This window comes from Thermoplasma sp. (assembly GCF_008709555.1).
Lineage (GTDB): Archaea > Thermoplasmatota > Thermoplasmata > Thermoplasmatales > Thermoplasmataceae > Thermoplasma.
On the sequence record NZ_VYIJ01000025.1, the window covers coordinates 354 to 12839 of the forward strand.

Consider the following 12486-nt stretch of genomic DNA (forward strand, 5'->3'; position numbering starts at 1 on the left):
CGTTTACTGTTCATACCAAACGAGATACTCAACCTTGATGATAAATAAGGGAGATATTCCCGAGAACCAACTTCAAGTTATGCACGATCCATACTTCAAGAGATTTAGAAGCGGAGGCGAAAGAACCAGATAGAGCCTCGATAGATAAACAGCTTAAGAGAATACTTATATCAGAAACAAGGGAAAAAGCGCCTGAGAGATTTAGGGAATTAAAATACTGCTAGAATGAGAAATATTCTAGGCAGATATACAATCTTGAAAGGAAGCTCAACTACCTCTTCATTTATTTAGAATATAGCAAGTCCATAGGAAAATCAGTACACAGCAACGAACTAATTTAAAGCATGAACAAAAATCAGAAGGTGCATCAAAATCATAGATCCATTATAGCAGAGAAATCAGCCATAAAGATCATATACCTTAGGGTGGCAGAACTGGATGGAACATGGTCTCATAGAGCCCTTAATAGCTAATATAGATTTAGGGATGATTTACAGGATATTTTCAGTGACAGGTATATTCAAATACACACAGAACTCTGGACAATATCTTTTCGACCATCTTTTACGATAGGGGTAAAATATCATATCGTACAACTTTATATAGATTGAACTATTATAAACGTTTTTATTTTGGCCCAAAAATCATAAAAAAGATAAATTGATAAGAAATTATCATTTTCGATCAATAGGAAAAAAATAATGGATATGATTTTTGTAAGATTACATATCTGGGTTCTGTGAAGATATGACAGGAACTGGGTCCTCCAGTTTCTGCCCTATCTCCTCCTCAGTGAGCTTCCTGCCTATGCTCCTCTCGTAGAAGGCGATGATCCTCTTCTTGTCCTCGAGGCTGTACTCCCTGAAGTATTTCTCCTTCTTGAGGCTCCTTCCGGTCTTCTCCTCATAAACCTTTGCAGGTATGGAGTACTTCCTCTGCGTCGAGTCCCTGTAGAGCTCAGGTATGACGTTGAATGCGCAGAATGGTATCACTCTGCCGTCCGGCATCGCATAGTGTATGTCGCATCTCTCCACACGATCTACATCGTATGTATACGGGTCCTGGAAGTGCATGAACCCTATGAACATCGACTTGTAGTGGAACGCCTTGAGACCGTGGTAGTCACCCTCTGTGAACGCGTTGTAAACCATATCCTTCAGCTTGAAGTCCTTGGGCGCCTTCTCGTAGTCGACGAATTTCTTGAGGTTGTAAAGCAGCTTTGCCGTGCTCTCCACCTTTCTCAGACTCTTGAAAGTCGAATCTCCAATCTCATCGGCGAGGCTCTGTATGTACTCAAACATTCCCTTGACATCCACGAATCTGGTCACAGGTATTACCTTCTCGTCATCCTTGAACAGGTATGTTCCCATGCCGCACGCATAGTGTATCGACAGCTTGTACGTCGGCCTTCCCTTCAGGGCGGCAACGAAGTTTGAAACGGAAGCGGTTGATGGAACGGTGAAGAAGTCCTCCCTTCCTATGAGGCCATCGGTCTGCTGCTCGATCTTCTTTATGGCTCCCGGTATCGTTATCCTCTGCTTTGCCCTTGCCCTGTCAGGCATCCTGCCGACCAGGCTCACAGGCTGGAAATTCACTGCCCTGACCACATCTATGTTCGATAGACCGAACCTTATGATGTCGCCGAGGTACATATCGTTGACTCCGCCTATAACGGTCGGAACGAGAACGACACCAAGGGGTGCCTTCTTATAGTTCTCCAGAGCTGCCGGGATCTCCCAGAAGTTCTTCGGATTCGATCTTGGAGTCGGACCGTCGAAGCTAGTGTATATTACGTTTGAACCCGCCTCTCTAACCCTCCTCACGAAGTCTGGATCGAACGCAGCACGGACACTGTTCGTGTTGAGCTGAACATGATCATAGCCTTCTTCCCTGGCTATCCTGACTATGTCTATGATGTCATCCCTCATGGTCGGCTCTCCGCCAGTTATCTGCACAGCGTTTGCTCCGACTGGTTTCTCGTTTTTCATGCGGCGCAGCATCATCCTTATCTGATCCTGCGTGGGCTCGTATATGGGCTCGTTCTCCTTTGCATAGAAGAAGCAGTACCAGCAGGAAAGATCACACCTGTTTGTGACGACGATATTGCCCAAGCCGGTGTGTGATTTGTGCTTTACGCATAGACCGCAGTGCGTCGGGCACACTATCTTCGAAGCGTAATAGGCAACGTTCGGATTCAATATCTTGACACCGGGATCCTGCCACTTCTTTGCCTCCTCGAACATCTCATAGTCTTCCCAGTATTTTTCAACGGTGACCCCATGCTCTGGGCATTCCTTTATGAGCTTCACCTCGCCTGCTTCCTCATAAACTATGGCGGGTATCCTCATCTGATCGAATTTCTCCTCATCAACGCAGCCAGGGCACAGGCTCTCTGTAACCCTCAGAACAAGCATGTCCTCATTTATAAGATGGCCCATTTCTCTAACGAACTCATCAACACTCTTGAATGGAGCATTTTCACTTATATCAAAGTCGCTGGCGAACCTTATGTTTGGATATTTTTCTTTCTCAACCGACAGCATCTTTTGAATTCACCAACACTATAAAAGTATAGGATATTAAAACTGTTTTGTTCCTGACTTGGCTAATAACGTAGTTTGGCGATTAGCATCATCAGATACAAATGTTATAGTCCTGCAGTATGCTATCCGCACGTATTTTGTAAAAAATTCTTTTATTGAACTACAAAATTTGTCGTTTTCACAAAAATAAAAATTGGTATTAATTGGTATATATTCTTTGTTGATTTCTATCCATGTCATTCGAAGTGAAGTGCTTCCGCGTAGTTACCCAGATCCAGAAGACCATGGCCAGAGAAGCTAACAAGAACGGTCTTTTTCTCGCCTTTATTCTTGTCCGCTATCTCCTTGAGTATCGGAAGGGCATGCGATGTCTCAGGAGCTGGGATGTAGCCCTCCGTTTCGGAGAATATCCTTGCCCACTTGAACGCCTCCTCCTGATCGTAGTCTCTCGCCGATACTATGCCCTTGTTCATGAGGAGGCTCAGCGTTGGAGCTACGGCATGATAGCGCAAGCCTCCAGCGTATACGGCAGGGGGTATGAAATCGTAGCCTATGGTGTACATCTTCAGGAGCGGCAGAACTTTTCCCGTGTCTGGATAATCGTACCTGTACTCGCCCTCGGTCATCTTCGGAACCTCCTTTGATCCAGATGCTATGTACGTCCTCCTTATCTTTCCAGATGAAAGCTCATCAGCGAGGAACGGGAAGGCGAGCGCAGCGTAATTCGATCCACCGCCAACAACTCCAACTATGTAGTCCGGATCTTCGCCGGCCATCTCCATCTGCTTCTTTGCCTCCATCCCCGCGATGGTCTTGAAGAGTATATCGGAATTTATAACGCTTCCAGCTATGTACTTTCCGCCGTTGTCCAGAGCGTAATGTATCGCCTCGCTTATGGCCAGGCCAAGCGATCCGGGTGTATCAGGCATCTTCTTCAGGACCTCCTTTCCATATTCCGTGAATTCAGATGGACTTGGATGAGGATGTGCACCGTACATGTACATCATGTATTTCCTGTATGGCTTGGCATAGAAACTCGTCCGTACCATGAATATGTGCGATTCCATCCTAAAGAGCGCCGATGCAAGGGCAACCGCTGATCCCCACTGTCCTGCTCCCGTCTCGGTTGAAACGAATTTTGCACCCTCTTCCCTCGCAAAATATACATGTGCCAGTGCGCTGTTTATCTTGTGCGAACCGGAATACGTGTATGACTCCATCTTCAGGAATATCTTCAGGTTTCCACCTAGAAGATCCTCCAGCTTCTTTGCCCTTATTATGGGCGTCGGCCTTCCAACCTGCATGTATCTCTCGAGTATCTCATCCGGTATCTTCGGATATCGTTCTCCCGAAAACTCATATTCGAGAACCTTGGCTGGAACGGCTTTCTTCAAAGTCTCGAACGCTTCCCCTGTCTCGTCTCTCGGAGTTGGCAGTTCTTCTGGCAAATCCGGTAAAATGTTATACCAGTGATCTGGCATCTCGTCCTGTTTAAGGTCTATTCTTATCATTGTTCAGAATATGAAAATCATGTATAAAATTTATGCGGTATGTAATTATTGTATGTATGAATATTTTATTATCCCGCTGTCTTCGATGGCCTTGACCATGCCAATGCGCTGCATATGCTTCAGATGCGATACCGTCTCGAGTATGGCGAAGTTCCTCTCCATGAAGTTCATGGTATCCATCTTCCTTCCCCTGCTCCATGAGATCTCCCTGGCAACATCGTATGCAGTCTTCGGCGTCTTCAGAACGGACAGCATTGCATGCATTCTTTCCTGGTGATGCCTTTCGATCTCATCTATGCGGATCGCCGGTTCCGTTATGACGTTGCCATGACCTGGGAATATCCTCTCGACCTTCATCGCCTTAACCTTCTTCAGGCTGTCGAGGTAGTTGCCCAGATCGTCCTCGTCTCCATAAACGGCTATGTTCGGCGTTATCCTGTCCAGTATGTGATCCCCAGCGAAGAGATCGTGACTCTCGTCAACATAGACGGCTGTCGATCCAGGGCTGTGGCCAGGAACGTCGATAAAACTTATGCCTGGCACGTTCAGTTTCCTGTGATCCTGAATGAAATCTATCTTCGAATAGTAATCGAAGTATCTTATCACTGGATGCATTGTTATTATCTCCTCAACCATTGACGGGGGAACGCCATTGATTCTGAAGATCTCTGAATGCCTCCTCATATATCCTTCACGATCCTCGTTGGCGCTCATTATAAGATCAAAGTCCAGATGGTTCATATATCCTGGAATACCGTATTTCTCATGCAGATAGAGGACACCGCCAAGATGATCTATATGAAGATGCGTTACAAAAACAAAATCTATCCTACCGAGATTTGGTTCGATGGCCCTTATGGATGCATCTGACATGCCTGAATCGATCAGAAAAGCAGAATCATCCGATTCAAGTCTGTATATGTTCGCGGTCTTCAGGGCCCTTATCTCTATCGGTACTGTGAATGTCTGAATGAGTGACTGCATACATGTAAATGAGCGTTTTATTGATAACACTTTTGACGCTAAATTATTCATATCTGTTGTTATTCAATTAATTGAATAGTATCAATATCATATCAATCTGGAAAACTTGATATAGAAAGTCATTTATCTATAGGTATGGCACATTCAAGGATCAACAATCAGGGACTGACACTGGATAAGGTTTTCCTGAAGACACTGCGTACTGAGGGTGCAGGAAAGATCACGGATGGAAAGGAAAGGGTGAGCTACTCGGAGTTCTATCATAGAATGATCAAGATAGCTGGCAGTCTCCACAGGGATATCGGTGAGAACAGGGTGGTGTCCGTCATGGACTGGAATTCAATCAACTTCGCATACCTTCTGTTTTCCGTGCCCCTGTCCGGAAACATCATTCACCCTGTTGACGTGAGGCAGCCACCTGCTCAGATCATATCATCCATGAGGGAAGCAGGAAGCACACACCTGCTCTATTCAAGAGACTTTGAGAAATTGGCAGCGGCAGTATCTAGCTCCGGGATCATCGATGACAACGGTATCAGGAGTATGGAGAAGGTGATGGATGAATACGGCGAATCCCGCGATGATGCGCTACCGCCACAGCTGGATGAAAATCGCATAGCGTCGGTGCTGTTTTCCAGCGGCACAACCGGAAAACCCAAGGGCGTTAGATATAGGCACAGGGACATTGTACTGACGACATGGGCCATGGAGACGAACCTATCGGCATTCCCCGGTCCTGCCAGGCTCACGTCATCCGATACAGTGTTCTCACTTATTCCGTTCTTCCATCTCTGGTCATGGGGGACGCTGTACATATCAACGCTCATCGGCGCTGGCTATGTGATCGGCGGAAGATTCGATCCGAAGACCACAACAGAGATGATAGGGAGCAATGGAGTGACATGGATGAGCATGGTTCCAACGATGTTCAATGCGCTTACCTCTTTTCAAGAGGAATCTCTTGATCGCATGAAGATACTTATAGGCGGCTCCGCCATACCATCCGGGATACTCAGATTTGCCTCAGATCATGCAATAGAACTCACCGGAATATATGGCTTCACCGACGGTCTTGCAGCAGGCATAGGAACATCAGACATAGCCGGAGATCTCGCGACTAGAAACGCAGATGCAGTGAACTCCATCACTCCACTTGTCTTTACTGATTTTGACATCGAGGGGGATAACGGGGAGCTTAAATTCAGGGCCCCATGGTTGCCGGACGGCTATTTCAACACGCCAGAGGAAAAGGCTTACAGGGATGGATGGTTCTATCCTGGTGATTCAGCGGAAATAACTCCTGACGGAAAGATCAAGATCAGGGATCGAATAAAGGATCTGATCAAGAGCGGAGGTGAGTTTATTCCAAGCGCGCTCCTGGAGTATTATATATCTGATGTCAGGGAAATCGGTGATATCGCTGTCATCGGTGTGAAGGATGATAGATGGGTTGAACGCCCAGTTGCGGTGTACAGAACCAAAGACGGAAGGCCTGTGCCAGAAGACATGATCAGATCACACCTCATGGGACTGGCATCCAGAGGCGTGATAAGGGAGTGGTGGATCCCTGATCGATTCATTCATGTCGAGAGCATGCCGATGACCGGTACAGGGAAGATAGATAAGAAGGCGCTCAGGACCATTATAGAGGATCGCATCCGAAATATCGGAGAAAAAACGTGAAACAAATTTATCACAATTGGGATGGGAAGAATGCAGGCAATCAGAATAAAGCGTGTCTACGAGGCGAATTCGGAAACGGACGGCTACCGTATATTCGTTGAGAGGCTTTGGCCAAGGGGGATGAGGAAGGAAGATCTGAAGATGGATCTCTGGGCGAGGGATCTGGCACCCAGCGACGATCTGAGGAGATGGTACTCCCATGACCCTGCCAGGTGGGAGGAATTCAGAAAGAGGTACAGACAGGAGCTGTGCCAGAAAAAGGAAGATCTTGAGAAGCTGAGAAACATGGATAATATTACACTGCTGGTGGCCTCACGAGGTGAACTTAACGGTGCGGTCGTCATCAAAGAAGTTCTTGAAAACTGGGATCAGTTCAGATCATTCTGTTCAGGCACCGATGACGTATCTCACGGTCAATGAAACATATATTGATATGATTCTGATTGATCACAAGGATTTATTACATGGTTCTGATGCCATCCCATATGAAGACAAGAACCGCAGAGGCAATGGCGGTGGTCATAGTGATCGCCATAATCGTCTACGGCATAGTGCCCCTGCTTGTATCCACCTCACCAGGAAGCATGAAATCTGGAAATACATATTATATTGAAGGCAGAATAGTTACTGAAACGGAATCAGCAAACGTATCTGTCTTCGTCCTTGACACAGGATCTGGAAACGTGAGCGTCTACTATCACGGTATAGCTCCGTCGGTTGGGTCATACGTCCTCGTTAAGGGAACGTACCGGAGCCTGCTGTTTATAGACGTATTCGATGCAAGCAACGTCTATTACTGGCTCTATATACTATGAAAATTTTACTTTTGAATCCATTCCGCAGATGAAACTACGATAATGTACGGAAGTCCATGGTATCATCTCATTTTTTCTCATCGCTTTGGATAAGAAAGGTAGCCGCAATCAATTTAAAATATGATCTAGGATTGATCATGGCATGCGCGATCAGACAGTGAATGATCTGCTCGACCTGAAGAACATAGAAGAGGTCAGGCTTTCGCCCAAGGGAAATATCATTGGATCAATAGTTGCAGATAATTTCAGGGAATATCGAAGGAAGGAGATCAAAAAGACCGTATACATATTCGATGAAGGATTCAACGTTCTGCATAAATATGATGGTTATGGCCTGCATTCGCTCACGTTTTCCCCGGCTGGCTATGCCGCATTTGCTGAAGGGAATGAGATAGTGTTAATGGGCGATGAAGGTATACCAGCAAAGTACGATACAGGCATGAAGGTCGAAACTATAGGCTTCATGTCCGGAAGGATCCTCTTCACCGGGCAACCTGAGGTCAAAAGGTCTGAGGATGACGCCTATTTCTTTGAGGAGGAAGACCAGTTCACCAACCTCTACATGATCGATGACCATGGCATAAGCAAGATCACGGACAAGATGCAGATATGGGAATTCGCAGCCGCTGGCGATAGCATATATGCCGTTGCGTCAGACTGCCCGCAGGAAAGCTGCTGGTACAGATCAAAGGTGTACAGAATAGTCCCGGGGAAGGAACCTGAGATGATTTATGATCCAGGGAAAAGGCAGATCGGCAAGATCACTGCGGACGGTGAGAGGACAGCGTTCCTGGAATCTGTCATGAGCGATCGGGGCGTTATCTCTGGTGATGTTATCCTCTACGACGAATCTATCCACAATCTGACAGCTGGATCCGACTTTAGCTATTCACATGTGATCCTAAAATCCGGATCAGTATACGCGCTTGAGAACGACAGGACGACATTCCGCATAAGGGATCTGGGAAATAATAAGCTCGTCTGGGCAGGAACTGGCATAGTATTGCCAGCGTATTCTCCTGCCTTCGATTATTCGTCCGGATCCTTTGCCTTTGCGTTCTCATCGCCGATGGAACCGCCTGAAATATATCTCCTGAAAAATGACCTCACGAAATCTGCGGTTAACTCTGGTCTGAAGGAGATTTCTGCCTATCCCTCTGAGATCGTGGAATGGAAGTCCAGAGATGGGACAGGCATATACGGAATACTTAGGGCAAAGAACCCCAACGATCCGCTGATCGTCTACGTGCATGGCGGCCCGACTTCCTTCTCCTATGGTTCATTCCTGGATCGCACATCAGTATACCTTGGATACGGGTTCAGCGTCTTCGCACCGAACTACAGGGGCAGCGTTGGAAAGGGCAGAGAATATGCGGAGCTCAACGTGGGTGATCTCGGAGGCATGGACTTTGAGGATATCATATCTGGCATACAACACCTTAATGATACGGGAAAGATAAAAACTGATAGGATATACATTACCGGAGGTTCATACGGAGGCTACATGTCAGCACTGGCTGTAATGAAGACTGATCTATTCAAAGCATCCGTCTCCCTGTTCGGAATATCAGACTGGGTATCATTCCATGGAACGAGCAATCTGTATCTCTGGGATAGACTGCACATGGACGACGATCCTTGGGCATTTGGAAAGTACGACGAATATTCACCCATAAGGATGAAGCATGATCCGAAGACACCGGTCCTGCTCATGCATGGAATCAGGGATCCATACGTACCGATAGGACAGTACTACGAATTCTACAGGTTCCTGAAGGAGAAGGGATGCGAGGTGCGCATGATTGTATTTCCACGGGAGGGGCACGGATTCAACGAAAAGGAGCACATCAGGAGGCAGTATATCGAAACGATCAAATTCATGAGGGAACATTGAACCCTCATGGGATAGATTTTTATCCATGCTGAAATTTCAATTCCCATGAAGTTTGAATTTGAGTACATGGAAACTCCAGAGGATCTGCTTATGTCCCTTTCTGCTGGCTTCGCCATGGCGATGAGGAACATCGCCACGGTCTATTCGTACAGGGGTTATCTATCATATTACACGCCGGCAATGAGCGATGCGGACGAACTCACCATGTTCGTGACGTTGACCAGGGGCGAACTCGCGCCTGGCCTGATCGACTTCGACTCGGAGAACAGAAGGATCGAACACGTGAAGAAGGCCACAAACCCGGAGGCCTATCATTTTCTAGTACTCAGGCCGCAGATATCCACCGTACTTGACAAGGCCATATATGATTTCGAGAAATCCAGAAGCCAGTCTTAACTTCCTTCATGGATCGTATTTCCTGCGACCATGGTGATCACTGGCTTCGCATTTTTCATCCTTTCGCCGTTGATGATATCCTGATCCCTGAAGATTGCGAAATCCGCAGAGTAGCCCGTTTCTATCCTTCCGATCCAGTTCTCTGTGCCAAGGAGGTATGATCCGGATTCGCTGTAGGAACGCACGGCTTCTTCAAAAGACACACGCTGCTGATCAAACTCGCTGTTCACAGCATAATATATTCCATACATCGGGCCAAGAGGCATGGAATCAGATCCGAAGGCAAGTTTCAGACCCCTGTCAAGTATATCTCTGTATGGATTGTTCCTGTACAGCCATGATTTCCCAAGTCTGTCCTCATACATGCCCCCATGGCCGGCCCATTCCAGAAAGTTCGGCTGTGCCGATATTATCGTGTTCTCATCGATCAAATCGATCACACCGTCCTCGACCAGTTCAAAGTGCTCGATGGAATTTCTGTGCCTACCGGCATGTCCGTGCATGGTATCAGCGGCTACCCTGACGGCAATTTCACCTATGGCATGTACAGCCACAGGCAGATTCTTCGACCATACTCCATTGCAGAAACTCTCGAATTCCTGCCTGTCCATCTTCAGGTTTTTCATGTCCCATCCTTCATGTGCTGCGGTTCTAGAACCAAGCGATCCGTCCAGAAACGTTTTAACACCCCAGTCATAGGGATGAGAACCGAAACCATGAAAGAGGTCATCAGAGTAGATCGCCTTGAATATCCTCACTCCGGTGCGTAGCTTACCGTAGGCATCATATGCAACTCGGTCGACCATGTCGCGGACTCCAGTTATTCCCAGCGAAGCCGCGGCCCTAACTGCGATCTGCAGGGCCTCGACCGCCTCGTTCTCATCAGGCTCCACGATCGGATCGAGCTTTTCCATATCCTTCTCCCTGAATATTCCGTCCGGCCTGTGATCGCCTATGATCCTCATGGCAGCTTCGTTCGCAACCGCCATGTGGCCATCGCGCCTGAATGCGACAACCGGCTTCTCTATCCTGCTCAGGTCCGATGACGTTATGTACGTCCTATCATCATCCCATTTTGATTCATCCCAACGGTAAGCGATCACCTTTTCATGGTTCTGTGCATATTTCTCAATGGCCATCACGGCCTCCTTCTTTCCCACCGAACCGAAGAGGTTCAACCTGGTTCCTTCGAGGCCTGTGCTCAGCAGGTGTGCATGAGAATCTATGAATCCGGGCAGCACGTAACCGCCGGAGAGATCCAAGGTCTTCGATGCGCTTATGCCATGATCCCTGCCAACATGCACGATCCTTCCCTTGTCGATGACTATGCAATCAGCATCATCGTGATCGAAGATCCTGGCGTTTGTCAGTACCGTATCGAAGGTCAGGGACATCATTCACCACCAACTTCAGCCACACTTGCTTCCCTTGATGCAAAGAAATCGATGCTGTAATATTTATCCTTTCTGAGATGGAGTATCAGGACTGATATGGCTATCCACGTCACAAATATGATCGGTGCGATCAAATACGGCATGGTCATTCCAGCGATGGAATAGTAATAGGCGATGGACATGAGGATCGTCGTGATCGTTGGCACGGCGATCCAGAATGTCACACTTCCCGTGCGTCTTCTGATATAGGACGCTGAAAGAGACGTGTTTGTGAGTATGTGTATGAGCAGTGTTGACAGCGTCGCCACAGTTCCAAAGATGACCCATGCATAGAAGAGGCCAACATAGAACCCATGTGTGTGATGATTTGGGGTGCATTTTGGTGGATATATTTCTCTTTTCTTATAAAATTGTCTGAATAAAAATAAAGTTTAAATAATATATTGACATATTTAAATTTGACGATATATGGGCGGACAGAAATCATGGCATGGTGTGGACAGGAGTCTGTTCAACTGGTACCCGATAATTGATGAATCAAAATGTGATAGTTGTGGAATGTGTTTGTTGACCTGTGGAAATGATGTGTTCAGGTGGGATGGATCGAGGAGTATACCACTTGTGGCAAATCCCGGAAAATGTGTGATAGGATGTACTACATGCGGAAAACTATGTCCAGAGGATGCGATAAGCTTTCCGGATGACCCAAAGAAATACGTGAAAGATGCTATCCTAAAATACAAGATATTTCCAAAGGTAAAACAGGAGCTGCAGGAAAGAATTGATAAATTCCCCGATCACTCGGTACATTTAGAGGCGATAAAAGATGACTGAGATCGAACAGCAGAATAAATTTGCAGTGTGGCATGGTATTTCCAGATCCGCAATTCACTGGGAGCCTGTCATCGACGAGAATAAATGTACCGGATGCGGCATGTGTGTTGTCACCTGTGGAGAAAAGAGAAATGTGTTCGGTTATGATTTCGACAGGCATAAAGCAGTGGTCATGTACCCTGAAAACTGTATGGTTGGCTGCAATAACTGTACCGTGTCCTGCTTATGGAACGCCATAACGCATCCAGATGTTTCAGGAATCAAAGAAGTGGTGAAAAGCCTTACGACAGAACAGCTACAGAAAGAACTGAAAAAAAAGCTCAGTGATAATCCTTCTTTGCTTGCATGAATTAATGAAGGCAAATATAAAGAAATCAGATCAAAAGCCGATCTGGCTTCAAATTTTATTTTGATTTCTGATTCTTCCTCTTC

General features: G+C 46.6%; 12 protein-coding genes. 7 read left to right on the top strand and 5 right to left on the bottom strand.

The genetic code is table 11. The annotated features are described in order from the left end of the window. Nucleotides 1–722 precede the first annotated feature (722 nt). The 3 genes from tes to F6Q11_RS06985 all read right to left on the bottom strand — a co-directional run bounded on the left by tes (nucleotide 723) and on the right by F6Q11_RS06985 (nucleotide 5038). Nucleotides 723–2438, bottom strand: coding sequence for a tetraether lipid synthase Tes (gene tes, locus F6Q11_RS06975; protein WP_367119338.1), 1716 nt, complete (start codon nucleotides 2436–2438; stop codon nucleotides 723–725). Nucleotides 2439–2779: 341 nt separating this feature from the next. After that, nucleotides 2780–4054 (bottom strand): TrpB-like pyridoxal phosphate-dependent enzyme, encoded by a 1275-nt coding sequence (locus F6Q11_RS06980; RefSeq protein WP_297027719.1) that lies wholly within the window; start codon nucleotides 4052–4054, stop codon nucleotides 2780–2782. Nucleotides 4055–4099: 45 nt separating this feature from the next. Next, a complete protein-coding gene (locus tag F6Q11_RS06985; RefSeq protein ID WP_297027722.1) occupies nucleotides 4100–5038 on the bottom strand; it encodes an MBL fold metallo-hydrolase in 939 nt (312 codons plus the stop codon). A 135-nt stretch (nucleotides 5039–5173) separates the two neighbouring features. On the opposite strand from F6Q11_RS06985, the gene F6Q11_RS06990 reads away from it, so the two are divergent. The 5 genes from F6Q11_RS06990 to F6Q11_RS07010 all read left to right on the top strand — a co-directional run bounded on the left by F6Q11_RS06990 (nucleotide 5174) and on the right by F6Q11_RS07010 (nucleotide 9826). Continuing rightward, entirely contained in the window at nucleotides 5174–6721 is a 1548-nt protein-coding gene (locus tag F6Q11_RS06990; RefSeq protein WP_297027724.1) for an AMP-binding protein, read from the top strand. Nucleotides 6722–6751: 30 nt separating this feature from the next. Further along, nucleotides 6752–7141, top strand: a complete 390-nt coding sequence (locus F6Q11_RS06995; protein ID WP_297027727.1) for a DUF488 domain-containing protein — start codon at nucleotides 6752–6754, stop codon at nucleotides 7139–7141. A 65-nt stretch (nucleotides 7142–7206) separates the two neighbouring features. Continuing rightward, complete coding sequence (locus F6Q11_RS07000; protein ID WP_297027729.1) at nucleotides 7207–7536, top strand: hypothetical protein; 330 nt, start codon at nucleotides 7207–7209, stop codon at nucleotides 7534–7536. Nucleotides 7537–7678: 142 nt separating this feature from the next. After that, nucleotides 7679–9430, top strand: coding sequence for a S9 family peptidase (locus tag F6Q11_RS07005; protein WP_297027731.1), 1752 nt, complete (start codon nucleotides 7679–7681; stop codon nucleotides 9428–9430). A 45-nt stretch (nucleotides 9431–9475) separates the two neighbouring features. Further along, complete coding sequence (locus F6Q11_RS07010; RefSeq protein ID WP_297027732.1) at nucleotides 9476–9826, top strand: hypothetical protein; 351 nt, start codon at nucleotides 9476–9478, stop codon at nucleotides 9824–9826. On the opposite strand, the gene F6Q11_RS07015 is transcribed toward F6Q11_RS07010, so the two are convergent. After that, entirely contained in the window at nucleotides 9823–11223 is a 1401-nt protein-coding gene (locus F6Q11_RS07015) for an amidohydrolase (RefSeq protein WP_297027733.1), read from the bottom strand. The genes F6Q11_RS07010 and F6Q11_RS07015 overlap by 4 nt on opposite strands. Then, nucleotides 11220–11528, bottom strand: coding sequence for a hypothetical protein (locus F6Q11_RS07020; protein ID WP_367119337.1), 309 nt, complete (start codon nucleotides 11526–11528; stop codon nucleotides 11220–11222). The genes F6Q11_RS07015 and F6Q11_RS07020 overlap by 4 nt, the downstream gene beginning before the upstream one ends. A gap of 160 nt (nucleotides 11529–11688) precedes the next feature. Between F6Q11_RS07020 and F6Q11_RS07025 the strand changes: the two genes are divergently transcribed. Then, nucleotides 11689–12054: a ferredoxin family protein gene (locus F6Q11_RS07025; protein WP_297027735.1), complete on the top strand. Its 366-nt coding sequence runs from the start codon at nucleotides 11689–11691 to the stop codon at nucleotides 12052–12054. Continuing rightward, complete coding sequence (locus F6Q11_RS07030) at nucleotides 12047–12403, top strand: ferredoxin family protein (protein WP_297027737.1); 357 nt, start codon at nucleotides 12047–12049, stop codon at nucleotides 12401–12403. The genes F6Q11_RS07025 and F6Q11_RS07030 overlap by 8 nt, the downstream gene beginning before the upstream one ends. Nucleotides 12404–12486 lie beyond the last annotated feature (83 nt).

Bases quoted from the DNA above. Each gene is read 5' to 3' on its own strand.
- F6Q11_RS07010 (WP_297027732.1), top strand. From the start codon at position 9,476: ATGAAGTTTGAATTTGAGTACATGGAAACTCCAGAGGATCTGCTTATG.
- F6Q11_RS06995 (WP_297027727.1), top strand. From the start codon at position 6,752: ATGCAGGCAATCAGAATAAAGCGTGTCTACGAGGCGAATTCGGAAACG.
- F6Q11_RS07025 (WP_297027735.1), top strand. From the start codon at position 11,689: ATGGGCGGACAGAAATCATGGCATGGTGTGGACAGGAGTCTGTTCAAC.
- F6Q11_RS06980 (WP_297027719.1), bottom strand. From the start codon at position 4,054: ATGATAAGAATAGACCTTAAACAGGACGAGATGCCAGATCACTGGTAT.
- F6Q11_RS07015 (WP_297027733.1), bottom strand. From the start codon at position 11,223: ATGATGTCCCTGACCTTCGATACGGTACTGACAAACGCCAGGATCTTC.
- F6Q11_RS07000 (WP_297027729.1), top strand. From the start codon at position 7,207: ATGAAGACAAGAACCGCAGAGGCAATGGCGGTGGTCATAGTGATCGCC.
- F6Q11_RS07030 (WP_297027737.1), top strand. From the start codon at position 12,047: ATGACTGAGATCGAACAGCAGAATAAATTTGCAGTGTGGCATGGTATT.
- F6Q11_RS06990 (WP_297027724.1), top strand. From the start codon at position 5,174: ATGGCACATTCAAGGATCAACAATCAGGGACTGACACTGGATAAGGTT.
- F6Q11_RS06985 (WP_297027722.1), bottom strand. From the start codon at position 5,038: ATGCAGTCACTCATTCAGACATTCACAGTACCGATAGAGATAAGGGCC.
- F6Q11_RS07005 (WP_297027731.1), top strand. From the start codon at position 7,679: ATGCGCGATCAGACAGTGAATGATCTGCTCGACCTGAAGAACATAGAA.
- tes (WP_367119338.1), bottom strand. From the start codon at position 2,438: ATGGGCCATCTTATAAATGAGGACATGCTTGTTCTGAGGGTTACAGAG.